The sequence below is a fragment of the Streptomyces sp. NPDC050423 genome, assembly GCF_040655445.1.
Taxonomy (GTDB): Bacteria; Actinomycetota; Actinomycetes; order Streptomycetales; family Streptomycetaceae; genus Streptomyces.
In genome coordinates this window covers 185,611-209,223 of record NZ_JBFAJY010000004.1, presented here as the reverse complement: position 1 = coordinate 209,223, position 23,613 = coordinate 185,611, and the positions used below count along the sequence as shown (strand labels likewise).

18 protein-coding genes are annotated in these 23,613 nt (G+C 70.3%); 6 read left to right on the top strand and 12 right to left on the bottom strand.

Going from position 1 to position 23,613, the window contains the following annotated elements:
* Nucleotides 1–216: 216 nt before the first annotated feature.
* From AB0I52_RS05350 to AB0I52_RS05340, 3 genes are all read left to right on the top strand, one after another.
* A complete protein-coding gene (locus tag AB0I52_RS05350; RefSeq protein WP_363069100.1) occupies nucleotides 217–1,539 on the top strand; it encodes a PhoH family protein in 1,323 nt (440 codons plus the stop codon).
* Nucleotides 1,540–1,930: 391 nt separating this feature from the next.
* Nucleotides 1,931–2,635, top strand: coding sequence for a transglycosylase SLT domain-containing protein (locus tag AB0I52_RS05345; protein ID WP_363069098.1), 705 nt, complete (start codon nucleotides 1,931–1,933; stop codon nucleotides 2,633–2,635).
* Nucleotides 2,636–2,771: 136 nt separating this feature from the next.
* Nucleotides 2,772–4,190: an AI-2E family transporter gene (locus AB0I52_RS05340; protein WP_363069096.1), complete on the top strand. Its 1,419-nt coding sequence runs from the start codon at nucleotides 2,772–2,774 to the stop codon at nucleotides 4,188–4,190.
* Nucleotides 4,191–4,282: 92 nt separating this feature from the next.
* Here the strand turns inward: AB0I52_RS05340 and AB0I52_RS05335 are convergent, their stop codons facing one another.
* Nucleotides 4,283–4,816, bottom strand: a complete 534-nt coding sequence (locus tag AB0I52_RS05335; protein WP_363069094.1) for an alkyl hydroperoxide reductase — start codon at nucleotides 4,814–4,816, stop codon at nucleotides 4,283–4,285.
* Between the two features lie 12 nt (nucleotides 4,817–4,828).
* Nucleotides 4,829–5,383: a peroxiredoxin gene (locus AB0I52_RS05330; RefSeq protein ID WP_356535201.1), complete on the bottom strand. Its 555-nt coding sequence runs from the start codon at nucleotides 5,381–5,383 to the stop codon at nucleotides 4,829–4,831.
* Nucleotides 5,384–5,524: 141 nt separating this feature from the next.
* Here AB0I52_RS05330 and AB0I52_RS05325 point away from each other — a divergent pair, with 141 nt between their 5' ends.
* A complete protein-coding gene (locus AB0I52_RS05325; RefSeq protein ID WP_363069092.1) occupies nucleotides 5,525–6,481 on the top strand; it encodes a hydrogen peroxide-inducible genes activator in 957 nt (318 codons plus the stop codon).
* Between the two features lie 22 nt (nucleotides 6,482–6,503).
* On the opposite strand, the gene AB0I52_RS05320 is transcribed toward AB0I52_RS05325, so the two are convergent.
* The 5 genes from AB0I52_RS05320 to AB0I52_RS05300 all read right to left on the bottom strand — a co-directional run bounded on the left by AB0I52_RS05320 (nucleotide 6,504) and on the right by AB0I52_RS05300 (nucleotide 11,425).
* Nucleotides 6,504–8,900: an FtsX-like permease family protein gene (locus AB0I52_RS05320; protein ID WP_363069090.1), complete on the bottom strand. Its 2,397-nt coding sequence runs from the start codon at nucleotides 8,898–8,900 to the stop codon at nucleotides 6,504–6,506.
* The gene (locus tag AB0I52_RS05315; protein ID WP_363069088.1) at nucleotides 8,897–9,583 is read right to left on the bottom strand and encodes an ABC transporter ATP-binding protein; all 687 of its coding nucleotides are present in this window, start codon (nucleotides 9,581–9,583) and stop codon (nucleotides 8,897–8,899) included. The genes AB0I52_RS05320 and AB0I52_RS05315 overlap by 4 nt, the downstream gene beginning before the upstream one ends.
* The gene (locus AB0I52_RS05310) at nucleotides 9,580–10,104 is read right to left on the bottom strand and encodes a PadR family transcriptional regulator (RefSeq protein WP_024492144.1); all 525 of its coding nucleotides are present in this window, start codon (nucleotides 10,102–10,104) and stop codon (nucleotides 9,580–9,582) included. The genes AB0I52_RS05315 and AB0I52_RS05310 overlap by 4 nt, the downstream gene beginning before the upstream one ends.
* Before the next feature lie 110 nt (nucleotides 10,105–10,214).
* Complete coding sequence (locus AB0I52_RS05305) at nucleotides 10,215–10,445, bottom strand: hypothetical protein (protein WP_363069164.1); 231 nt, start codon at nucleotides 10,443–10,445, stop codon at nucleotides 10,215–10,217.
* 8 nt (nucleotides 10,446–10,453) lie between these two features.
* A complete protein-coding gene (locus tag AB0I52_RS05300; protein WP_363069086.1) occupies nucleotides 10,454–11,425 on the bottom strand; it encodes an SPFH domain-containing protein in 972 nt (323 codons plus the stop codon).
* A 222-nt stretch (nucleotides 11,426–11,647) separates the two neighbouring features.
* On the opposite strand from AB0I52_RS05300, the gene AB0I52_RS05295 reads away from it, so the two are divergent.
* Nucleotides 11,648–13,945 carry a transglycosylase domain-containing protein gene (locus AB0I52_RS05295; RefSeq protein ID WP_363069084.1) on the top strand — a complete coding sequence of 766 codons (2,298 nt, stop codon included), beginning with the start codon at nucleotides 11,648–11,650 and terminating at the stop codon, nucleotides 13,943–13,945.
* Nucleotides 13,946–14,015: 70 nt separating this feature from the next.
* Here AB0I52_RS05295 and AB0I52_RS05290 read toward each other — a convergent pair whose 3' ends face one another.
* The 4 genes from AB0I52_RS05290 to AB0I52_RS05275 form a co-directional block, all read right to left on the bottom strand.
* Complete coding sequence (locus tag AB0I52_RS05290) at nucleotides 14,016–15,485, bottom strand: catalase (protein WP_363069082.1); 1,470 nt, start codon at nucleotides 15,483–15,485, stop codon at nucleotides 14,016–14,018.
* 119 nt (nucleotides 15,486–15,604) lie between these two features.
* Nucleotides 15,605–17,521 carry a SpoIIE family protein phosphatase gene (locus AB0I52_RS05285; RefSeq protein WP_363069080.1) on the bottom strand — a complete coding sequence of 639 codons (1,917 nt, stop codon included), beginning with the start codon at nucleotides 17,519–17,521 and terminating at the stop codon, nucleotides 15,605–15,607.
* A 378-nt stretch (nucleotides 17,522–17,899) separates the two neighbouring features.
* Nucleotides 17,900–18,619 carry a DUF402 domain-containing protein gene (locus tag AB0I52_RS05280; RefSeq protein ID WP_363069078.1) on the bottom strand — a complete coding sequence of 240 codons (720 nt, stop codon included), beginning with the start codon at nucleotides 18,617–18,619 and terminating at the stop codon, nucleotides 17,900–17,902.
* A gap of 82 nt (nucleotides 18,620–18,701) precedes the next feature.
* Entirely contained in the window at nucleotides 18,702–20,126 is a 1,425-nt protein-coding gene (locus AB0I52_RS05275; RefSeq protein ID WP_363069076.1) for a class II fumarate hydratase, read from the bottom strand.
* Between the two features lie 309 nt (nucleotides 20,127–20,435).
* On the opposite strand from AB0I52_RS05275, the gene AB0I52_RS05270 reads away from it, so the two are divergent.
* Nucleotides 20,436–21,962: a ricin-type beta-trefoil lectin domain protein gene (locus AB0I52_RS05270; RefSeq protein ID WP_363069074.1), complete on the top strand. Its 1,527-nt coding sequence runs from the start codon at nucleotides 20,436–20,438 to the stop codon at nucleotides 21,960–21,962.
* Between the two features lie 57 nt (nucleotides 21,963–22,019).
* On the opposite strand, the gene AB0I52_RS05265 is transcribed toward AB0I52_RS05270, so the two are convergent.
* Nucleotides 22,020–23,321 carry a M18 family aminopeptidase gene (locus AB0I52_RS05265; RefSeq protein WP_363069072.1) on the bottom strand — a complete coding sequence of 434 codons (1,302 nt, stop codon included), beginning with the start codon at nucleotides 23,319–23,321 and terminating at the stop codon, nucleotides 22,020–22,022.
* Nucleotides 23,322–23,613: the final 292 nt, after the last annotated feature.

The window sequence follows — 23,613 nt, the reverse complement described above, 5'->3', positions numbered from 1 at the left end:
TCAGGAACCAGGCGGATGTCGTCACCAAGTGAGCGGCATCGAGTCCGCTCGCCCGGGAGGCCCTTTGCACACGAAGGACCGTACATACAGTGCGGCTGACGTCGAGGGCCGGCGCTCGGCCCGCGCAAGGTGGCCGAAGCCCGGTCCGTCCTCTCCCTTTGGGATGCTCCGCGACGTCGTCGCACCCCAACCTCGTCCGAGGGGGTACGTCCTTCCGTGGTGACCAGCACAAAGCGCCGCATGCCCGACAGGCGCACCTATGTTCTCGACACCAGCGTCCTGCTGGCCGATCCGAACGCCATGTCCCGCTTCGACGAGCACGAAGTCGTGCTCCCGATCGTCGTGGTCACGGAACTGGAGGCCAAACGGCACCATCCGGAACTGGGGTACTTCGCCCGGCAGGCCCTGCGCCTGCTGGACGACTTCCGGGTCCGGTACGGCCGGCTGGATGCCCCGATCCCGCTCGGGGATCTGGGCGGGACGCTGCGCGTCGAACTCAACCATTCCGATCCCGGCGTACTGCCCGCCGGCTACCGGTTGGGGGACAACGACTCACGGATTCTCGCGGTCGCGCGCAACCTCCAGGCCGAGGGGTACGACGTCACGGTCGTCTCCAAGGACCTGCCGCTGCGCATCAAGGCGTCATCGGTCGGCCTCCTGGCCGAGGAGTACCGCGCCGAACTCGCCATCACCGAATCGGGCTGGACGGGGATGGGCGAACTGCCCCTCGCCGCCGAACAGGTGGACCTGCTCTTCGGAGAGGAGACGCTGTACGTCCCCGAGGCCGCGGATCTGCCCGTACACACCGGTCTGGTCCTCCAGTCCGAGCGCGGCAAGGCGCTCGGCCGGGTGACGCCGGAGGGCAATGTCCGGCTCGTCCGCGGCGACCGGGAGGCCTTCGGCATCCACGGCCGCAGCGCCGAACAGCGCATCGCCCTGGATCTGCTGCTGGACCAGGACGTCGGCATCGTCTCGCTCGGCGGCCGGGCCGGCACCGGCAAATCAGCCCTGGCGCTCTGCGCCGGTCTGGAGGCCGTGCTGGAGCGGGGGCAGCACAAGAAGGTGATGGTCTTCCGTCCGCTGTACGCGGTCGGCGGGCAGGATCTCGGCTATCTGCCCGGTTCCGAGGCCGAGAAGATGGGTCCCTGGGCGCAGGCCGTCTTCGACACGCTCTCGGCGGTCGCCGGGCGCGACGTCATCGAGGAGGTCCTGGGGCGCGGGATGCTGGAGGTGCTGCCGCTCACCCACATCCGGGGCCGGTCGCTCCATGACGCCTTCGTGATCGTGGACGAGGCCCAGTCGCTGGAACGGAACGTGCTGCTGACCGTGTTGTCCCGGATCGGGGCCAATTCCCGGGTGGTGCTCACGCATGACGTGGCCCAGCGGGACAACCTCCGGGTCGGCCGGTTCGACGGAGTGGTCGCCGTGGTCGAGAAGCTGAAGGGCCATCCGCTCTTCGCGCACATCACGCTCACCCGGTCCGAGCGCTCCCCCATCGCCGCACTGGTGACCGAAATGCTGGAGGAAGGCCAGATCTGACACGGGATAGGACAGTTGGTGCCGCCCGGCGAGCCAAGGAGCTTAGCCGGGCGGCATCGTGTTGCGGTGCCATTTCCGTGATTCACATGCTCCAAACGAGGTGTGAGCTTTCACACGTAACAGAGAATTGCTTCACGGCGTCCCGTTCCGGCAGAGTCTTGCTTCCGTCAGGCCCCGCATACGGCACACCCGCACCTGCAGAGGTGCAAGGCACCACACAACTCAACAACCGCCGTCCGTATGCCGCCCGCGAGCACCACGCGGCGCTCCCTCCGGGGAGTCGCCCACCGGGCCCGTGTCTCCCGTGACCCAAGCAGTAGGGAGGCCAGCGTTCAGGGGCACGATTGCGCCCGCGAGGTCACCTAAGCGGGCGATGCTGGAAGGACACCGTGTGAGCCGGATCTCGGTCCGGGGGTTCGCCGTGGCATCTGCCACAGCGGTAACCACCGTAGGCGCCGTCGTAGGAGTTGCGGCGGGCAGCACCCCTGCTGTCGACGACAACAACTTCGAGGCCACCGCAGCCGACACCACGCTGCTCGCCGACATCCCCGCGGGCCAGCAGGCCCAGGTGCAGACCGCTTCTCTGACGCAGCAGGCCGACGCGCAGGCGTCCGCAGCCGATGCGACGGCGAAGAAGTCCGCGGAGGAGTCGGCCCGTATCCAGGCCGCCAAGGACGCCAAGACGAAGAAGCAGGCGGCCGAGGACCAGCTGGCGAAGGAGCGGCAGGAGAAGAAGGACAAAGCCGAACGCGCCAGCCGTTCCGAGGTCCGCAGCGCCTCCTCCTTCGCCACCCAGAGCTCGTACACCGTGGCCGAGATCCAGGCGATGGCGCGTCAGATCGTGCCCGCCGACCAGTTCCAGTGCTTCAGTAACATCGTGGACCACGAGTCGACGTGGAACTACCGGGCGACCAACTCGACTTCCGGTGCCTACGGCCTCGTCCAGGCGTATCCAGGCTCGAAGATGGCGTCCGCCGGTGCGGACTGGCAGACCAACCCGGCCACGCAGATCAAGTGGGGCCTCAGCTACATGAACGGCCGCTACGGCAGCCCGTGCGGTGCCTGGTCCTTCTGGCTGGAGCACCAGTCGTACTAGAGCCCTCGCCGGTTCCGGTCTCAACCTCACGAAGCCCCCCGCCGTCCTACGGTGGGGGGCTTCGCGCATGTACGGTCATGCGGGACCGTTCCAGGGGGGAGCGGTGGGGAGAACGGACGGGGGTAGAGGAACCGTTATGTCAAAACTGCCGGGATGGCTCGGACAACTGGGTGCTGAACTGAGCAGGATGGGTGAGCGCCTGGAGGAACGCCGCGTCGAGGCTGATGACGAGGACGACAAGGCGGCGCGCGAGGGTTCACCGGCGACGGCCGGCACCGAGCCGGGGGACGGGTTCGCGAAGGGCGCCGCCGCCGCCGACCATGTGCCGCCGCCGCCCGCGTACGCCCCCTCGGTCGCCGCCCGCCCCGATCCGGTCGCCGCGATCCCCTGGGGGATGCGGGTCGCCGCCGAGGCCGGCTGGCGGCTGCTCGTGCTCGCGGGCACGCTCTGGGTGCTCATGCGGGTCATCAGCGCCGTGCAGTTGGTGGTGCTGGCCTTCGTCGCCGCACTGCTCGTCACCGCGATGCTCCAGCCGACCGTCGCCCGGCTGAGGCGGTACGGGCTGCCGCGCGGACTGGCCACCGCGGTCACCGCGGTCCTGGGCTTCGTGATCATGGGCCTGGTCGGCTGGTTCGTCGTCTGGCAGGTGATGGACAACATCGACACCCTCTCCGACAAGGTGCGCACGGGTATCGAGGATCTGAAGAACTGGCTGCTGGACAGCCCGTTCCATGTCACCGACCAGCAGATCAACGACGTCGCGAAGAACCTCAGCGACACCGTCGGCACCAACACCGAGGCCATAACCTCCGCCGGACTCCAGGGAGTCACGGTGATGGTGGAGCTCCTCACCGGGATGCTGCTGGCGATGTTCTCCACGCTCTTCCTGCTGTACGACGGCAACCGCATCTGGCACTGGGTCCTGAAGCTCGTGCCCGCCCAGGCGCGGCCGGGCGTCGCCGGTGCCGGCCCGCGGGCCTGGCACACGCTGACCGCGTATGTGCGGGGCACGGTCATAGTCGCGCTGATCGACGCGATCTTCATCGGCCTCGGGATCTACTTCCTCAAGGTGCCGATGGCCGTACCGCTGGCCGTCTTCATCTTCCTCTTCGCCTTCATCCCGCTCGTCGGAGCGGTGGTCTCCGGGGCACTGGCCGTGGTGGTCGCGCTGGTCACCGAGGGCGTGTTCACCGCGCTGATGGTGCTGGTGGTGGTCCTGGCGGTGCAGCAGATCGAGGGCCACATCCTGCAGCCGTTCATCCTGGGCCGCGCGGTGCGGGTGCACCCGCTGGCCGTGGTGCTCTCGGTCGCCGCGGGCGGCATGATCGCGGGCATCGGTGGTGCGGTCGTCGCGGTGCCGCTGGTCGCGGTCACCAATACCGTGGTCGGCTATCTGCGGTCGTACGGGCAGGAGGAGTCCCGGCGCCATTCGCCGCCCCCGCACGGCTCGACCGCACTGGACGTGGCGCCGACCCCGGCGCCCGGATCGCCGCCGGAGGGGAACGGCGACGGCGGCGACAAGGAGCCGGTGGCGGACGCGCCGAAGGAACTCTGAACGGACACAGAAGAAGCGGACACAGAAGAAGAAGGGCCCCGTGGACGGTCGGTCGTCCTCGGGGCCCTTCTCGTACAGGGGTACTGCGGGTGTTACTCGGCGAGGACGGCCTCGGCCTCAAGGGTCACGCCGACCGCCTGGATCACCGAGGCGATCTTGACGGCTTCCTGAATGGTCTCACGGTCCACGCCGGCCTGGCGCAGCACCTGCTCGTGGGAGTCCAGGCACTGGCCGCAGCCGTTGATCGCGGAGACGGCGAGCGACCACAGCTCGAAGTCGACCTTCTCCACGCCCGGCTTGCCGATCACGTTCATCCGCAGGCCCGCGCGGAGCGTCCCGTACTCGGGGTCCGACAGCAGGTGCCGGGTCCGGTAGAAGACGTTGTTCATCGCCATGATGGCGGCGGCCGACTTCGCGGCGGTGTACGCCTCCGCGGAGAGGTTGGCCTTCGCCTCCGGCTCCAGCTCGCGCAGCACCTTCGGCGAGCGCGAGGCGATCGCGCAGGCGAGGACGGTGCCCCAGAGCTGCTGCTGCGGCAGTTCGCTGTTCCCGATGACCGAACCGAGGTTCAGCTTCAGGTCCTTGGCGAAGTCCGGAACGGCGGCCTTCAGTTCGTCGAGTGCCATGTCGGTGTCAGCTCACTCGCCCGAGAGGAGTGCGACCGGGTCGAGGGTGGTCTCACCCTTGGTCCAGTTGCAGGGGCACAGCTCGTCGGTCTGCAGGGCGTCGAGGACCCGCAGAACCTCCTTGGGGTTACGGCCCACGGAACCGGCGGTCACCATCGTGAACTGGATCTCGTTGTTCTGGTCGACGATGAAGACGGCGCGCTGCGCGAAGCCGTCCTCGCCCTCGATGCCGAGGTCCCGCATGAGCTCGTGCTTGGAGTCGGCCAGCATCGGGAACGGCAGGTCGGTCAGGTCCGGGTGGTCCTTGCGCCAGGCGTGGTGCACGAACTCGGAGTCACCGGAGAAGCCGAGAACCTGGGCGTCGCGGTCGGCGAACTCCTCGTTCAGCTTCCCGAAGGCGGCGATCTCGGTGGGGCACACGAAGGTGAAGTCCTTCGGCCACGCGAAGACGATCTTCCACTGACCCTCGTAGGTCTTGTGGTTGATCTGCTCGAACTCCTTGCCGCTCTCCAGCGAAACACAAGCAGTCAGGTCGAACTCGGGGAACTTGTCACCGACAGTGAGCACGCGCTCTCCTTGCAGCGTAGGAATTCCCTTTTTGGGGGAGTTCCTGAGGGTTGGACGGTCCCCACTTTGGCACAGAGTGCATTGATCACGGAAATAGCTACACTCGGTCGTGATGATCGGAGGTACCTATCAGTGGCGCGGATGAACCAGGGCAATCAACCCAAACAGCCCAGCCTCTCGCAGCTGCGCGCCTTCGCGGCCGTGGCGGAACAACTGCACTTCCGGGATGCGGCGGCGGCAATCGGGATGAGTCAGCCCGCGCTCTCCGGGGCCGTGTCGGCGCTGGAGGAGGCACTGGGTGTCCAGCTCATCGAGCGTACGACGCGCAAGGTGCTGCTCTCACCCGCCGGTGAGCGGCTCGCCGTGCGGGCCCGCGCCGTGCTGGAGGCCGTCGGTGAGCTGATGGAGGAGGCCGAGGCGGTGCGGGCGCCCTTCACCGGAGTGCTCAGACTCGGCGTGATCCCGACCGTCGCCCCGTACCTGCTGCCGGCCGTGCTGCGCCTCGTCCATGAGCGCTATCCGGACCTCGACCTCCAGGTCCACGAGGAACAGACCTCCTCGCTGCTGGAGGGACTCGCGGCCGGACGGCTCGATCTGCTGCTGCTCGCGGTTCCGCTCGGGATGCCCGGGGTGACCGAACTCCCGCTCTTCGAGGAGGACTTCGTCCTGGTGATGGAGCGCAGCCACTGGCTCGGCGGCCGGGCCGACATCCCGCGCGAGGCGCTGCGGGAGCTGCCGCTGCTGCTCCTGGACGAGGGGCACTGCCTGCGCGACCAGGCGCTGGACATCTGCCGGGAGGCGGGCCGTACCGAGGGCGCCCCGGTCACCACGACCGCGGCCGGGCTCTCCACCCTGGTGCAGCTCGTGGCCGGCGGACTCGGGGTGACGCTGCTGCCGCGCACCGCGGTGACGGTCGAGACCGCCCGCAACGAGGCGCTGACCACCGGGTACTTCGCGGATCCGGCGCCCGCCCGGCGGGTGGCGCTGGGGATGCGGACGGGGGCGGCCCGGCACGAGGAGTTCGAGGAGTTCGCGGGGGCGCTGCGCGGGGCGATGGCGAAGCTGCCGGTACGGGTGGCGACGGCCGGCCGGTCCTGAGCACAGGTCCGGCCGGCCGGTCTCACTCGCTGCGCAGCGCGTCGGGGCGCATCATGCGCCACAGCGGCGGCAGGGACAGCAGGGTGACCAGCAGGATGAGGGCCGCGCCCGCGCCCACCATCGGCAGGAACAGGAACCAGCCGGACACCTCCTTGCCGACCATCCAGCACAGGGTGGCGCCGAGGGCGAGGCCGCCCGCCACCGCCACCGCGAGCCCGATGACCACCGGGATCGCGGTCTGCCACAGCACCGACCAGCCGAGGGTGACCCGCCGGGTGCCGAAGGCGACCAGGACCGACAGCAGCCGCTTGCGCTCGCGCAACTGCTCCAGCTGGGAGACCAGCATGGACGCGGCGATCAGCAGCAGGGTGGCGGTCGCGCCGACCTGGAGACCGGTCTGGACGCTCTCGTACTGCCGGTCGCGTTCGACCGAGTTCAGCGTGACCAGGCGCATGCCGGGGTCGAGCCGCGCGGCCGTGTTGCGTACGAACTCGGCGACGTCCGGGACGTCTTCGTCGATGCGGATCTGTGAGATGGTCTCGGCTCCCGGCAGGGTCCGGACGTCGATCGCTCCGGGCGTGACCAGGATGCCTGAGCGCTCCTCGCCGTACGGATCGGTCCGGCCCGCGACGGTCCGTGAGTCGGCCGGCAGCGTCCAGTGCAGCGGTTTGCCCCGGCCGTAGGTGCCGAACTCGACCACCTTGCCCTTGCGGGCGGTCTGGTCGACCCAGCCGGCCTGCTCCTTGTCCTTGGGGTGGGAGACGAAGGTGTCGCCGTCCCGGCAGGACGTGATCCGGGCGAGCTCGCGCAGGGTCGCGCAGTCCCCGACGGTGAACGAGGTGGTGGGCTGGATGTCGTCGTCCGTGTAGGTGCCCGGCTTGGTCGCGAACGCCTCGACGGTGCCGATGACCTGGGTGACGCCCTTGGTGGCGCGGAACTCCTCGATCGAGCGCAGGGCGGCGTCACCCCGGACGATCTCGGAGGCGGCGTAGAGCTGGGCGCGGGAGGGGTCCTGGCCGGTGACCTTGTTGAAGTCGTCGTTCATCGCGGCGAACAGCATCTGCAGGGCCACCGCACCGGCCACGGCGACGGTGACGCCGCTGACCGCGCGGGAGGCCGCCCCGCTGCTCAGCTGGAGCCGACGGGTGGCCAGCTGCCAGGGGACCGGGCCGCCGCGCAGCCGCCTCACGCAGGCATCGACGAGCCAGGGCAGGAGCAGGGCCAGCCCGACCAGGACCAGTACCGCGCCCGATGCGATCGGGTACGGGTTGACCTGGCCGTACGGCTCGAACTTGCCGGTGATGCCGAAGACCGCGAGCCCGGCGACCGGCAGCAGCAGCCGCCACCAGAGGCGGCGTCCCCGGCTGCCGCTGTTGCGTACGACGCCGAGCGGCTCGATGACCACCGAGCGCATGGCCGCCAGGGTGACGAGCACCGCGGTGAGCGGGACCGCGAGAGCGATCAGCACGCACAGCCGGGCGTCGGGGGCCAGGTCGGAGGGGAAGGCGCTGGCGTCCCAGACCTCGATGTGGCCGACGAACTGTCGCCCCGTCAGGAACAGGGCCAGCCCGATGAGGAGGCCGAGCACGGAGCCGAAGAGTGCCTCACCGGCAGCGATCCGGCGGGTCATCCGGATGTCCGTACCGATCAGGCGCAGGGCGGCGAGCCGGCGGTCGCGGCGGTCGCCGCCGAAGCGCACGGCGGTGGCGATGAAGATGGCGACGGGCGCCAGCAGCACCACACAGACCATGATCACCAGCACGAGGAGCATCGGTGACATCGGGTCGGTCGGGCCGGGTTTGCCGTATCCGGCGATCCGGTGGCCGCCCGCCGAGCTGGTCAGGGTGTCGCTGCCGGCGTAGAACCACAGCTCGCCGGGCGAGCGCAGTCCCGCCTCGGCGATCGTGCCGGTCACCTTGTACGGCAGCCGCTCCCTGAGCAGCTCGTTGTCAGGGGAGCCGAGGAGATCGCGGAGGGCGGGGGAGACCGCCATCTCGCCGGGGGCGGGGAGGCTGTCGATGCCCGGAGGGACGACCGGGTGGCCGCCGTCCGCGCGCATCAGGTAGCCGGTGATGGAACGGTCGCGGTACTCGGTGCCCGCCTCGATCCGCAGGACCGTGGTGTCCGACTTCTTCGGCTGCGCGCCGGGGGAGTCCGAGATCTTCGTCTCGGAGCGGGCGTGGCTCCGGGCGGACCGTTCGTCGAGCATGTGCGGTACGGATGCGGCGACGAGCAGGAGGGCCACGCCGAGGCCCACGCCGACCGCGGTGAGCAGGGTGCGGGTCCAGCCCTCCCGGCCGCCGGCGGCGGCGAACCGCATACCGAGTCCGAGGTCGCGCAGCCAGGAGGCGGTGCGTGACGGCGGTTCGGGAGGACGGGCGGGCCCGGCCGGGGTCCGCTTCTGATCGAGCAGCGTCATGCGGAGTGCTCCAGGTCGTGGGCCCGGCCGTCGCGGACGGTGACATCGCGGTCGGAGTAGGCGGCGACCCGGGCCTCGTGGGTCACCAGGACCACGGCGACGTTGGCGGACCTGGCGGCCTCGGTGAGCAGCTGCATGACGCGCTCGCCGTTGAGGGAGTCCAGTGCGCCGGTCGGCTCGTCCGCGAAGATCACCTTCGGGGAGGCGGCCAGCGCGCGGGCCACGGCGACGCGCTGGCCCTGGCCGCCGGACACCTCGCCGGGGCGCTTGGCGCCGAGGTCCTCGACCTCCAGGCGCTCCATCCACTCCAGGGCGGTGCGCTCGGCGGCCTTGCGCCGGGTGCCGTTCAGCCGGAGCGGCAGGGCCACGTTCTCCACGCAGGTCAGCTCGGGGACGAGCTGGCCGAACTGGAACACGAAGCCGAACTCGCTGCGGCGCAGGGCGCTGCGCTCGGCGTCGGACATCGCGGACAGCTCGCGGCCGGCGTAGGTGATGGTGCCGGAGTCGGGGGTGATGATTCCGGCGAGGCAGTGCAGCAGGGTGGACTTGCCGGAGCCGGAGGGGCCCATCACGGCGACGACCTCGCCGGGGTGGACGGAGAACGAGGCGCCGTCGAGCGCGGGGGTCGACCCGTAGGTCTTGTACAGGTCGTGGGCGGTGAGCAGGGAGCCGGCGGGGGTCACGGGGCCACCACCTCGGCGAGCTTGTCGAGCCGTGCGGCGGTCAGTTCCAGCCAGCGCAGGTCCGCTTCGAGGTGGAACAGGGCGTGGTCGCAGATCAGCTGGTCGGCGAGGTCGCCCCGGCGCTTGCGGTCGGTGAGGATGCGCATCAGGCGCAGGTGCTCGGAGCGCTGGGCGTCCAGCACGTCGGCGGCGCTGCGGCCGGTGAGCATGGCCAGGACGACCTTGGTGTACAGGGTCGACTGGAGGTACGGCTCCGGCTTCTCGGGCTGTGCCAGCCAGGCGGTGACATCGGTGATGCCGGCGTCGGTGATGGCGTAGCGCTTGCGCTCGGGACCGCCGCCGGTCTCCACGCCGTCGACCTCGACGAGGCCGTTCTTGAGGAGCCGGGACATGGTCGAGTAGACCTGCCCGTAGTGCAGCGGGCGGTCGTGACCGAACTTCTCGTCGAAGGTCCGCTTCAGGTCGTAACCGTGGCGGGGACCGGACTCAAGGAGCCCGAGCAGGGTGTGGCCGATAGACATGCGGAGCACTGTACACGGTGTGTATACCTGCTGTGTATACCGGCTGTTCCGTCATCCGCGGGCCCGGGGCCGGGCCCGCGGATGACTCTCCGGGAACGGGCCCCGGAGAGTCATTCCGGCCCGGCGGCCTTCGGTGGCCGCCCCCGGCGCGGGATCGGCGCCGCCCCGCCCGGCAGTCGCCCCGCCTCCGCGAGTGCCCGCCGCAGCAGGAACTCGATCTGCGCGTTCGCGCTGCGCAGCTCGTCCGACGCCCAGCGCGCCAGTGCGTCGTGTACCGCGGGGTCCAGTCGCAGCAGCATCTGCTTGCGCTGCTGCGACTGCGGCGGCCGACGCCGCGGCATCTCCTCGGTCACTGGTAGAGCGTGCCCGTGTTGAGGACCGGCTGCACCGCGCGGTCACCGCACAGGACCACCATCAGATTGCTCACCATGGCCGCCTTCCGTTCGGAGTCGAGCTCGACGATGTCCTGCTCGGCGATCCGGGCGAGCGCCATCTCGACCATGCCGACGGCGCCCTCCACGATCTGCTGCCGCGCCGCGACCACGGCGCCGGCCTGCTGGCGCTGGAGCATCGCGGAGGCGATCTCGGGGGCGTACGCGAGATGGCTGAAGCGCGACTCGATGATCCGCACGCCCGCGGCCTGCACCCGTGCCGTCAGCTCCACGGCCAGCTTCTCGGTGATCTCCTCGGCGTTGCCCCGCAGCGAGAGGCCGCCCTCGTCATGGGCGTCGTACGGGTACTCGATCGCGATGTGCCGGACGGCCGCCTCGGTCTGGGTGGCGACGAACTCCAGGAAGTCGTCGACCTCGAAGAGGGCCTGTGCGGTGTCCTCGACCTTCCAGACGACGATCGCGGCCAGCTCGATCGGGTTGCCGTAGGCGTCGTTGACCTTGAGGACCGCGGTCTCGTGGTTGCGGACCCGGGTGGAGATCTTGCGGCTGGAGGTCAGCGGGTTGATCCAGCGCAGACCGTCGGAGCGGATCGTGCCCACGTACCGGCCGAAGAGCTGGATGACCCGGGCCTCGCCCGGTGCGACCATCTTCACACCGCCCATGCAGAAGAACGAGGCGATGACGAGCAGCGCCCCGAGGACGCAGACCGGGATGCCGACGCCGTTGTTCCCGTTCGACCCGACGACGCCGCCGACGATGGTGAGACCGACGCCGACGATCACCCCGATCACCGTCAGCAGCAGCCCGAGGCCACCCGCGATGCTGTGTGCCGTCGTCTCGCGGACCTGCGGTTCCGGCATCTGCGGCGCGTCCGGCGCGAGGTCGGCCGACGGTGCGCCGGGAGTGGTCGGAACGTGTGGCTCGGTCATGGAATCCCCCGTTTGTGCGGGCTGGCTCAGCGCTAGCAATGTGATTTCACATTAACCGATGCGGCAACCTTGCGCACCTCTCATGAGTCGGTTCCCTTGAAAGCGGGTGCTGATTGTCACGTCCGGAAAAGGGTGGATCGTTGGCTTTCTGTCCTTGCCAACGGTGTTAGCTGACAGGTCCGAGCTGATCCGGTCGAGCAGAGAAACGGGAGCAACACAGCAATGGGTCGAGCGGATGCGCGACGAGCCCAGCGGCACGGGTCGCGGCGGGCCGTGAAGAGCGGCGGCATACGCAGACTCTTCACCTGGCGGAAACTACTGGGCACGGCCTTGGGGCTCTGCCTGCTGGGCATGGGCGCGTTCGCCGTGCTCTACATGGTCGTGCAGGTGCCGGCGGGCAACGCGCAGGCCAAGCTCCAGGCCAACGTCTACAAGTACTCCGACGGCACGCTGCTGGCCCGGACCGGCGAGGTCAACCGGGAGATCGTGAGCCTCGCCGAGGTGCCCAAGGACGTTCAGCGGACCTTCGTGGCCGCCGAGAACAAGTCCTTCTACGACGACCACGGCGTCGACTTCAAAGGCACCGCCCGCGGCCTGATCAACACCGTTTCCGGCAAGGGCAAGCAGGGTGGCTCGACCATCACCCAGCAGTACGTCAAGAACTACTACCTCGACGCGGACCAGACCGTCACCCGCAAGCTCAAAGAGCTCGTCATCTCGCTGAAGGTCGACCGCAACAGGACCAAGTCCGAGATCCTCGCCGGGTACATCAACACCAGCTACTACGGCCGCGGCGCCTACGGGATCCAGGCCGCGGCACAGGCGTACTACGGCAAGGACGCCAAGCAGCTGAACGTCCCCGAGGGCGCCTACCTCGCCGCGCTGCTCCAGGCCCCGAGCCAGTACGACTGGGCCGTCGCCACTCCGACCGGCAAGGCGCTCGTCAAGGAGCGCTGGAACTACGTACTGAACAACATGGTCGACGAGAAGTGGCTGGACGCCGGGGCGCGCCAGGAGATGAAGTTCGAGATCCCGAAGACCCCGAAGCCGGCGCAGGGGCTCTCCGGCCAGAAGGGCTACATCGTCAACGCGGCGCGCGCGGCGGTGCAGAAGCAGGAGAACATCACCGACGCGCAGTTCGACGCCGGCGGCTGGACGATCACCGTCAACATCGACAAGAAGAAGCAGCAGGAGCTGGAGAAGTCGGTCAAGACCAAGCTGACCGACAAGCTGGACACCAAGGGGCGCAAGCTCGACCAGGACGTCCAGGCCGGTGCGGCCTCGGTCAACCCGAAGACCGGGGCCGTCGTCGCCCTGTACGGCGGACGCGGCCTGACCGAGCACTGGACGTCGAACGCCACCCGGCGCGACTACCAGCCCGCCTCCACCTTCAAGCCGATCATCCTCGCGGCCGCGCTCGACCAGGAGTCGCAGACCCAGGACGACCAGCAGATCACCGCCAACACCCGCTACGACGGCACCAGCAAGCGCCCGGTCAAGGGCAGCGACATCGCCTTCGCGCCGGAGAACGAGGACGACCAGGACTACGGCCAGGTCACCGTCCAGACCGCGATGAACAAGTCCATCAACTCCGTCTTCGCGCAGATGGGCGTGGACGTCGGCATGGACCGCGTGATGCAGACCGCGGGCGAGCTCGGCATGGACGTGGAGGGGCTCGACGCGGTGCCGGCGCAGACACTCGGTTCCATGGGAGCGAGCCCGATGGAGATGGCCGGGATCTACGCGACCCTCGACAACCACGGCAAGAAGGTCACCCCGCAGATCCTGAAGTCCGCCCAGAAGCAGGGATCCTCGCCGATCGAGGTGCCCGACGCGATCGGCGACCAGGTGATCACGCGCCAGGCCGCGGACTCCGTGACCTCCGTGCTGACCGGTGTGGTCGACGACGGTACGGCCCACCAGGCGGTGCGCGGCGCCGAGGGACTGGCCGACCAGCAGATCGCGGGCAAGACCGGCACCTCGGACGACAACAAGTCGGCCTGGTTCACCGGCTACACCCCGAACCTCGTCACCTCGGTCGGCCTCTTCGGTGAGGCCGCCTTCGACCGCACCAATGACGACGGCAAGAAGGTGCACAAGTCCGACCAGGTGCCCCTGAAGGGCGCCGGAGGCGGCGGCAGGGTCAACGGCGGCGGCTTCCCGGCCGAGGTCTGGGCGGACTTCACCGCTCAGGCGATGGGTGATCCGGGCAAGTTCGACCTCGACACCGACATGGGCGCGGCGGTCACCCCGCCGCCGGACACCACCCCAGCGAGCCCGTCGACCTCGCCCACCGACGAGGCCTCGCCCTCGGACGGGCCGTCCAGCCCGCCCGCGCCGTCCGATCCGCCGAAGGGCTCCGGCTCCCCGTCGACTTCGCCGCCGCCCACCCCGTCGGATGACACGTCGATCGACCCGCCCACCGATCCGTCGACCGAACCGGGCCCCTCCGACTCGGCCGAAGTCCCCTTGCCCCCGGGGGACGGCCGGCCGAACAGCGAGAACAGCGTGACGCGCTGACCACCGGAACGGGCGGTGTACGAGGAGAACTCCTCGTACACCGCCCGTTCCGGCGTTCCGGCGGCCGGGGTCAGCCGCCGTTGACCTTCTTCGCGATCCGGTCGCCGAGGGTCTTGTCCACGTTCCGCCAGTACTGCACCGCCCGGTCCAGGACCGGACGGCTCACACCGTTCAGGAGATGGCCGGAAATGTTCGACACCAGCCGATCGCGCGCCGCGTCGTCGAGGACGGTGCGCACCAACGTGCCCGCCTGGCCCCAGTCGTCGTCGTCCCGGCGCAGCGTGTACGCCTCGTGCACCATCTCGCCCGCCGTCGCCCAGCCGGCCGGCTCGCCGAAGCGGTCGGTGTCCGCCGCCGGACCGCCGTACGAGTTCGGCGCGTAGACCGCGCCCGTGCGCGACGGCTCGTACCGCATCGCGCCGTCCTTCGAGTACGAGTTGCGCGAGAAGCGCGGCCGGTTCGGCGGGAGCTGCGCGTAGTTCGGGCCGATCCGGTACCGATGGGTGTCCGGGTAAGAGAAGAGCCGGCCCAGCAGCATCTTGTCGGGCGACGGGCCGATGCCGGGCACCAGGTTCGACGGCTCGAAGGACGCCTGCTCGATGTGGACGAAGAAGTCCTCGGGGTTCTCGTTCAGCGTCATCCGGCCGACCTCGGTCAGCGGGTAGTCGCCGTGCGGCCAGACCTTCGTCAGGTCGAACGGGTTGAACCGGTAGTCCGGGGCGTCGTCGAACGGCATGATCTGGACGGAGAGCGTCCAGCTCGGGTGGTCGCCGCGCTTGATCGAATCGAACAGGTCCCGGCGGTGCACGTCACCGTCGGTCCCGGCCATCGCGTCGGCGTCCTCCTGGGTGTAGAAGTCGATGCCCTGGTCGGTCCTGAAGTGGTACTTGACCCAGAACCGCTCGCCGCCCGCGTTCACCCACATGTAGGTGTGCGAGCTGAAACCGTCCATGTTGCGGTACGTCTTCGGGATGCCCCGGTCGCCCATCAGCCACGTCACCTGGTGCGCGGTCTCGGGGGAGAGGGTCCAGAAGTCCCACTGCATGTCGTTGTCGCGCACCCCGCTGTCGGGGCGGCGCTTCTGCGAGCGGATGAAGTCCTGGAACTTCATCGGGTCCCGTACGAAGAAGACCGGCGTGTTGTTGCCGACCATGTCGTAGTTGCCGTGCTCGGTGTAGAACTTCAGCGCGAAACCACGGGGGTCGCGCCAGGTGTCGGGGGAGCCCTGTTCGCCGGCGACCGTGGAGAAGCGGGCGAGCATCGCGGTCTGCTTGCCCGGCTGGAAGAGGTCGGCCTTGGTGAACTGGCTGACGTCGTTGGTCACCTGGAAGATGCCGTACGCGCCGGAACCCTTGGCGTGGACCACGCGCTCGGGGACCCGTTCACGGTTGAACTGGGCCATCTTCTCGATGAGGTAGTGATCCTGGAGCAGGATCGGGCCGTCCGTCCCGACGGTGAGCGAGTGTTCGTCGCTCTCCACCGGGATTCCGGCGTTGTTGGTGGTGTATGGGGCGTTCTTGGTCCTGGGTTCCTCGGCCACGAGCGTCCTCCCGTCGGTGGGGTATCGGTCAGATCGCGTACACGACTGAAGTCAAACCCGCCGACAGGAGGTCGGCAACATTTGGATACCGTCCGTGACGGTGCCCTTGCGGGGCCCGGCTACTGCCCCCTGGTCGGCATCTCGAACCAGACGACCTTGCCCGTCGACAGGCGCGTCGCACCCCACCGCCGGGCCAGCCGGTTCACCAGGAACAGACCGCGGCCGCCCTCGTCCATGTCCCGGGCGCGGCGCTGGCGGGGCAGCTGCGGGGAGTCGTCGCCGACCTCGCAGCGCAGGATGTCGGTCCGCAGCAGCCGCAGCGTCACCGGCCGCTCCGCGTACCGCACGGCATTGGTCACCACCTCGCTGACCAACAGCTCCACCGAGTCCGACAGGTCGTCCAGACCCCATCGGCTGAGGGCGCGGCGGGCCAGCCTGCGGGCCCGGCCCGGGGCGGAGTCCTCCGGCTCCAGGAACCAGTACGCGACATCGCTCGGCGCGATCCCGTCGAAGCGGGCGGCGAGCAGCGCGATGTCGTCGTCCCGGTCGCCGGGGCCCAGCATGTCCAGCACGTCGTCGCAGAGGGCCTCCAGCGGCGGCGAGTGGTCGGGCCCGGTCAGCCGGGCGGTGGTGGCGAGCCGCTCGCGCAGCATCTCAATGCCCGTCCAGACGTCCCGCAGCCGCGACTCCACCAGGCCGTCGGTGTAGAGGAGCAGGGTGGCGCCCGCGGGCGCGTCCAGCTCGACGGCCTCGAAGTCCACTCCGCCGACGCCGATCGGGGCGCCGGGCGGTACCCGCAGCACCTCGGCGCGACCGCCGAGGTGGAGCAGCACGGGCGGCGGGTGGCCGGCGTTGGCGATGGTGATGCGGTGCGCGACGGGGTCGTACACCGCGTACAGGCAGGTCGCCATGCGGTCGCTGCCGAGCCGCTGCGCCTGCTCGTCCAGGTGGTGCAGCACCTCCTGCGGCGGCAGGTCGAGCCCGGCCAGGGTCTGCGCGGTGGTGCGCAGCTGGCCCATGATCGCGGCGGAGGTCATGGAGTGGCCCATGACGTCGCCCACGACCAGGGCGACCCGGCTGCCGGGCAGCGGGATCGCGTCGTACCAGTCGCCGCCGACCCGGGCCGTCTCGGCGGCCGGGAGGTAGCGGGAGGCGAGCCGGACCCCGGTGGGCTGGGGCAGCGAGTCGGGCAGCATGGTGCGCTGGAGCTCGTCGGCGATGTAGGCCTCGCGCCCGTACAGCACGGCCTTGTCGATGCCGAGCGCGGTGTGCGTCGCGAGCTGGGCCGCGACCAGCAGGTCGTTGGCCTCGAACGGCGGGCGCTCGGTCCCGCGCAGGAAGACGGCCGCGCCGATCACCCGGCGCCGGCCGCGCAGCGGGGCCAGGATCGCCCGGTGCCCGGACGGCACGGTACGGCCGGCGCCGAGCAGCTCGGGCAGGGCGGCACGGGCCGCGGCGGAGTCGCCGAAGACCGGCCGCACCCCGCGCAGCACCTCGGCCAGCGCACCGCCGGGGCGGACCTCGCACAGTTCGGCGGCGGGCGTCAGATCGGTCTGCGGATCGATGGCGGCCGGCCGGAGCCGCTCGCTCTCCGACATCCCCTCGGTGATCTCCTCGCTCAGCCGCAGCCGGTCGGAGCGGCGCAGCCGCAGCACGAACGGGTTGACGGGACGTTCGTCGCCGACCGGCAGCGGGTCGCGGAGGTAGACCAGTATGGCGTCGGAGAACGTCGGCACGCTGGCCCGGCACAGGCCCAGGACGATCTCGTCCAGATCTATGCCGCGGGCGATCCGGCGGGTCGCGGCACCCACGAAGCGCAGCCGGTCGCCCTCGCGGCGGGCCGCCGCCTGTGGGTCGGGGCCTGCCGCGGGGCCAGGCCCGGCAGCGGCCGGACCGGGGCCCTTGGCCGGGGTCGGGATCGCTTTTCCGGCAGCGGCGGGCGCCGACGCGGCGTCCCGCTGCCGCGGCCGGGTGCGTTCCTGCGACCGGGCGGCGAGAGGCTGCCGGCCTTCGTGGGAGGTGGGGTGCTCCGTCACGCTTGGGGTTCCGTCCGTCCGGGCCGGTTGTATGAGGCAATCACCTCGTGGGGCGCTACTGTGCCCCGGCATGAGCGGCAATAACAACGGCTGACATCGCATGCCCCGGAACACCGGGCCGAAACCGGTCGTCCGTGAACGGGAGCGGTGACAACGTTTTCTGCGGCGGAGCGACGGACAGCGAGCACGTCTCCACCCCCTCGTAGTGGCTCATGCGATTCGTGCGACTCATACGACTGATGCGGGTCATGAAGCGTGCAACCAGTGCGATGACTTGATGATTTACGGTCAGCTCGTGCGCGGCGCCCGCCGGTTGGGGGCGGATCGGCCGTCCTCGGGACGATCCTACGTTTGTCCCCCTGCGGTGCATCAAGGGTCTCACGACGGCATGGCCGAGGGGGTGCGGTACCAGTCATCCGGAAGCCGGTCCCAGTCGTCCGGAAGCGCGGGTACCCGCCAGTGCGGATCGGGCCGCCAGTCCTCCCAGCCGTCCCGGAACGGCGCCCCCCAGTCGCGGATCACCCCGACCGCCGCGCGGCCCGCCTCCCGCACCCGCCGCGCGGTCGCGGGGGTCATCAGGCCGACCTGCTGGGCCTGGGCGAACTCGTCCTCGTCGCGCCAGAGCCAGCTGCGGTCCGGGTAGACGGAGATGTCGAGGAAGTGGTCCTCGGAGTCGATGCCGCCGGCCCAGCGGGTACGCGGCTCCTCCAGGTTCACGTACCAGCTGCGGAACTCCCAGCCGAGCTCCCAGAACAGCCAGACCGACCACGGCTCGCCCGGCCTGGCCAGCTTCAGCACCCCGTTGCCCAGCCAGGGCGAGCGGGCGGTGGTGCGCGGCGAGGTGTACCGGGTGGCGAGCGGCTCGGCGTGCACCTCGGTGCCGTTCGCCAGCACCGGCTTCACGCACTCGGTGCCGGGCGCCACCCAGACGGCGAGCAGGTCCTCGGTGTCCTGGGCGACGGTCACGGGACGGCAGATGTGCACCGGGTTCGGCGTCCGGCCGGGCGCGGGACCGTGCCGCAGCGGTCCGTTGCCGCGGTAGCGCCACAGGATCTGATCACCCGGCGCCCAGCGCTCGGTCTCTCCCGTACCTGTCATGGAGGGATCTTACGGCCTGGTGCGCGGTAACCAGCGGGTTCCCGACGCCCTGCCCCGCCGCCGCCCGCCTCGGCGGCGCGCATCACGGGCGGGTCATCCGCAGCACGTCCAGCGCCTCGTCGAGCTGCTCCAGGGTGAGGTCCCCGCGCTCGACGTAACCCGAGGCCAGCACCACCTCGCGGATCGTCAGGCGTTCGGCGAGGGACTTCTTGACGACCTTCGACGCCTCCTCGTAGCCGATGTACTTGTTCAGCGGGGTGACGACGGACGGCGAGGACTCCGCGTACTCCCTGGCCCGCTCCACGTTCGCGGTGATCCCGTCGACCGTGCGGTCCGCGAGCAGCCGGGAGACGTTGGCGAGCAGCCGCACCGACTCCAGCAGGTTCTTCGCGATGACCGGGAGCATCACGTTCAGCTCGAAGTTGCCCGCCGCTCCCGCCGCGGCGACCGTCGCGTCGTTCCCCGTCACCTGGGCGGCGACCATCAGCACGGCCTCGGGAATGACCGGATTCACCTTCCCCGGCATGATCGACGAGCCCGGCTGGAGGTCGGGCAGGTTGATCTCGGCCAGTCCGGTGCGCGGTCCCGAGGCCATCCAGCGCAGGTCGTTGGCGATCTTGGTGAGCGAGACCGCGACGGTGCGGAGCTGGCCGGACGTCTCCACCAGACCGTCCCGCGCGCCCTGCGCCTCGAAGTGGTCCCGGGCCTCGGTGAGCGGCAGCCCGGTGACGCGGGCGACCTCGGCGATCACGGCGGCCGAGAAGCCGGGCGGGGTGTTGATGCCGGTGCCCACGGCCGTGCCGCCCAGCGGCAGCTCGGCGAGGCGGGGGAGCGAGGCATGCAGCCGCTCGATCCCGTAGCGGATCTGCGCGGCGTACCCGCCGAACTCCTGGCCCAGGGTCACCGGGGTGGCGTCCATCAGGTGGGTGCGCCCCGACTTCACGACCGCCGCGAACTCCGCGGACTTGCGCTCCAGGGCGGCCGCGAGGTGGTCCAGGGCGGGGATCAGCTCGCCGGTGACCGCGCCCGTCGCGGCGATGTGGATGGAGGACGGGAAGACGTCATTGGAGGACTGCGAGGCGTTGACGTGGTCGTTGGGGTGGACCTCGCGGCCGAGGCGCTCGGTGGCGAGGGTGGCCACCACCTCGTTGGTGTTCATGTTCGACGAGGTGCCGGAGCCGGTCTGGAAGACGTCGATCGGGAAGTGCGCGTCCCAGCGCCCCCCGGCGACCTCGGCCGCGGCGTCCTGGATGGCCCGCGCGATCTCCGGGTCGAGCACCTTCAGCTCGGCGTTCACCTTGGCGGCGGCGGCCTTGATGCGGGCCAGGGCCTCGATGTGGGCCCGCTCCAGACGCTGTCCGGAGATCGGGAAGTTCTCCACGGCCCGCTGTGTCTGGGCCCGCCACCTGGCGTCCGCGGGGACCCTCACCTCACCCATCGAATCGTGCTCGATGCGGTACTTCCCGTCGGTCGCCGTGCTGTCGTTCCGGCCCTGTACATCGTTCATGCGCGTTCAACCTCCTCTGGACCGCCCGGGATGTGGGGGGCGGCGTCGCGTGGCTGGGCACGCGCATCTGCGGCGTTGTCGTCAATCACCATGGCTCCTTCCCCAAGCTCTCAACTTCGTTCGAGCAGGGGAGGCCCCATCTGCCTCAATCCTCCGCCTTGCAGCTGCACGCACCCAGCCTCGCTCCTTCTTCCGCCCCCCACTTCCCGGGCGGTCCTGAAAAAGATGAGCACTTGTCTTGTTCTGAGTATTCCCAAGTTGCCTACCGACCAGTAAATACCGTGGGTAACAACAATCTCGGGAGGCGCAATGAGGCGCACAAGGTTCAGACTCCGATGTACCGTCGCGGCCGTCGCCGCCACGGCGGCGGCACTGGGCGGGATGACCGCGGCCGCCGGACCGGCGGGCGCGGCACAGTCCGGTACCACCACCACCTCATCCACCGCACTGTCGCCGGAACTGGAGGCCATCCGCGCGAGCGAGGCCACCCGGCTGTACGGCGACCCGGCCGAGCGCCCGCTCGCCGACCGCAAGACCGGGCTGATCTCGCTCGGCGACAGCGAGATCTCGGGCGAGGGCGTCGGCACGTACGAGAACGGCACCAACGGCCCCGACAACTGGTGCCACCGCTCGCCCGACTCCGCCATCCACCGCACCGGAATCCCGGCCGACGTCACGTACAACGTCTCCTGCTCCGGCGCGTACACCGGGAACATCGTCATCGGCGGTTCGAAGCAGTACGCCGACGAGCTGGTGCAGAGCGACAACCTCGCCATCAAGGCACGCAACACCCGCATCAAGATGATCGTGCTGGTGGCGGGTGCCAATGACGACCTCCAGTTCGGCCCGGTCATGACGGACTGCGTCGAACGCTGGGTCCTCCTCCAGGGCACGTGCGAGCCCAAGTACGACGGCGGCTGGCAGGCCCGCGTCGACGCGCTCGTCCCCAAGGTCGAGAAGACCGTGGGCGACCTGCGGACCGTCATGTCGGACGCGGGATACGCCAACGGCGACTACAAGCTCGTCGTCATGGGCTACCCGAGCCCGATCGGCCCGGACTTCTACGACAACCCGAACTTCCCCGGCAAGCTTCCCGGCGGCTGCGCCGGATACGACTCCGACGCCGCCTGGGGCCGCAACACCGCCGTTCCCGCCTTCGAGCGCGGGATGCGCAAGGCCGCCGCCGACACCGGAGCCGTCTACCTCGACAACTCCCGGCTCTTCCACGGCCACGAGGTGTGCAGCGAGTCCACCTGGGCCCGTGGCCTCTTCATCGACCTGTCGCACTTCCCGCCGGACTCCAACTCCGTCCGGCAGTCCTTCCACCCGAACGCCGCCGGCCACGGCGCCTTCGCCTCCTGCCTGACTCAGATCTACAACTCGGGCCTGCGTGAGGCGAGCTGCGCCGACCCGGCGAGCACCGGAACCCCCGTGCTGCAGGCCGCCGCCTGGGACGACGTCTTCAAGCCGCTGCGCAACGAGGCCACCAGCAGCTGTCTGGACGCCCCGGCCTCGGTCACGCGCAACAACACCGGAGTCACCGGCTGGGACTGCCACGGCGGCCGCAACCAGGGCTGGTGGTACGACTCCGGCACGAAGAGCGTCCGTACGGAACTGAGCCACGACCGCTGCCTGGACGTACCGGGTGCCGGCTACAAGGCGGGCGCCGCCCTCATCCTCTACAACTGCTCGGGCGCGGCCAACCAGAAGTTCGTCCGGCAGTCGGGCACCCTGAGCCCGGCCGCCTCGACGGGGCTGTGCGCGACCCTGGCGGGCGCCCATGACCCGCTGAGGCTCCAGCCCTGCGACGGGAGCGCGAGCCAGCGCTTCGCGTAGCGGGCCGCTCCTCGGGTACGGGGAGGGGCGGTACCCGGCCCTCCCCGCACCCCCGGGTCAGCCGGACGTCACGAACGCGCCCAGGATCGCCGCCAGGTGACCCGGGTCGTCCGCCCCGCACAGCTCACGCGCCGAGTGCATCGACAGGCCCGGTACTCCCACGTCCACGGTCGGGACACCCAGCCGGGCCGCGGTGAGCGGGCCTATCGAGGTGCCGCACGGCATCGCGTTGTTGGAGACGAACGGCTGCCACGGGGCGCCCGCCCGCTCGCAGGCCGACGCGAACACCGCGATACCGGTCGAGTCGGTGGCGTAGCGCTGATTGACGTTGACCTTGACCGTCGGGCCGCTGTTGGGCAGCGGGCGGTGGTCGGGATCGTGCCGCTCCGCGTAGTTGGGGTGCACCGCGTGCGCCATGTCGGCCGATACGCAGAAGGCGCCGGCCAGCGCCCGCGACCAGTCCTCCGGGCTTCCGCCGCGCGCCGTGACCGAACGGCCCAGGACGCGCTCCAGCAGCGGGCTCTGCGCCCCCGTGTCGGAGCCGCTGCCGACCTCCTCGTGGTCGAAGGCCGCCAGGACCGGGATGTACGCGGGCGCCTCGGCCGCCGTCGCCGCACCGGCCAGCGCCGTGACGCCGGCGTGCACCGACACCAGGTTGTCCAGCCGGGAGGAGACCACGAACTCCCCCTCCGCGCCCAGGTATCCGGGCGGCTGGATGTCGTGGAGCATCAGGTCCCAGCCCAGCACCTCGTCCGGGTCGGCCTCCGCGGCCGCGGCGACCCGGCGCAGCAGCGCCCCTTCCTCGGCGTCGCCGAGCGACCACACCGGGGCGATGTGGCGCTGCCGGTCCAGGGCCAGGCCGTCGTTGACGGACCGGTCCAGGTGGATGGCCAGCTGGGGCACCCGCAGCAGCGGTTCGTCGATCTGCACGAGCCGGGAGTCGGTCGTGCCGCCGGGGCCCCGGAGGGCGAGGCGGCCGGAGATGCCCAGGTCGCGGTCGAGCCAGGTGTTGAGCGGGACCCCGCCGTAGATCTCCACCGCGATCTGCCGCCATCCCGCGGAACCGGTGTCGGGGGTGGGTTTGATGCGCAGGTTCGGCGAGTCGGTGTGGGTGCCGATGATCCGGAAGGGCGTGTGGGCGGGGATGCCCTCGGGGGCGTACCAGGCGATCAGCGCGCCGCCGCGGACGACGAAGCTGCCGCCCGTGGTGCCCGTCCAGTCGTCCGTACCCCGCAGTTCACGGAAGCCGGCCTTCTCCAGCCGCTGGGCGGCGCTCGCGACGGCGTGGTAGGGGGAGGGGCTGGCCCTGATGAAGGAGAGCAGATCGTCGACGTGGCTGCGGTGGTGGACCGGCGTCATGCGGTCTCCGCCTTTCCGGTGTGGGACGGTGAAGGTCGTTCGGCCGTGCGGGTTCGGATGCTTCGGACGGGCGGTTCGGACTGGCGGGCAGGCGGTCGGCTGCCGGGCGCGGCTGCTGCGGGCAGGGGACATCGGTCACGGGCGGGCTGGATGGTGCGGCCGGGGTCGCGCGGCCGCATCCGTACCGGGCAGTCGGGCGGGGCGGGTTCTCCCTCGACGCGGACAACTCACCGCATCGGCCCGGTCCCCCGCAAGCCCGGCCGGCGGCCCGCTGCGCGAATGCGGCGGTGCG

Bases quoted from the DNA above. Each gene is read 5' to 3' on its own strand.
- AB0I52_RS05325 (WP_363069092.1), top strand. From the start codon at position 5,525: ATGAACCAGGGCAATCAACCCAAACAGCCCAGCCTCTCGCAGCTGCGC.
- AB0I52_RS05340 (WP_363069096.1), top strand. From the start codon at position 2,772: ATGTCAAAACTGCCGGGATGGCTCGGACAACTGGGTGCTGAACTGAGC.
- AB0I52_RS05280 (WP_363069078.1), bottom strand. From the start codon at position 18,619: ATGACAGGTACGGGAGAGACCGAGCGCTGGGCGCCGGGTGATCAGATC.
- AB0I52_RS05265 (WP_363069072.1), bottom strand. From the start codon at position 23,321: ATGACGCCGGTCCACCACCGCAGCCACGTCGACGATCTGCTCTCCTTC.
- AB0I52_RS05300 (WP_363069086.1), bottom strand. From the start codon at position 11,425: ATGACCGAGCCACACGTTCCGACCACTCCCGGCGCACCGTCGGCCGAC.
- AB0I52_RS05275 (WP_363069076.1), bottom strand. From the start codon at position 20,126: ATGAACGATGTACAGGGCCGGAACGACAGCACGGCGACCGACGGGAAG.
- AB0I52_RS05335 (WP_363069094.1), bottom strand. From the start codon at position 4,816: ATGGCACTCGACGAACTGAAGGCCGCCGTTCCGGACTTCGCCAAGGAC.
- AB0I52_RS05305 (WP_363069164.1), bottom strand. From the start codon at position 10,445: ATGCCGCGGCGTCGGCCGCCGCAGTCGCAGCAGCGCAAGCAGATGCTG.
- AB0I52_RS05310 (WP_024492144.1), bottom strand. From the start codon at position 10,104: ATGTCTATCGGCCACACCCTGCTCGGGCTCCTTGAGTCCGGTCCCCGC.
- AB0I52_RS05270 (WP_363069074.1), top strand. From the start codon at position 20,436: ATGAGGCGCACAAGGTTCAGACTCCGATGTACCGTCGCGGCCGTCGCC.
- AB0I52_RS05320 (WP_363069090.1), bottom strand. From the start codon at position 8,900: ATGACGCTGCTCGATCAGAAGCGGACCCCGGCCGGGCCCGCCCGTCCT.
- AB0I52_RS05295 (WP_363069084.1), top strand. From the start codon at position 11,648: ATGGGTCGAGCGGATGCGCGACGAGCCCAGCGGCACGGGTCGCGGCGG.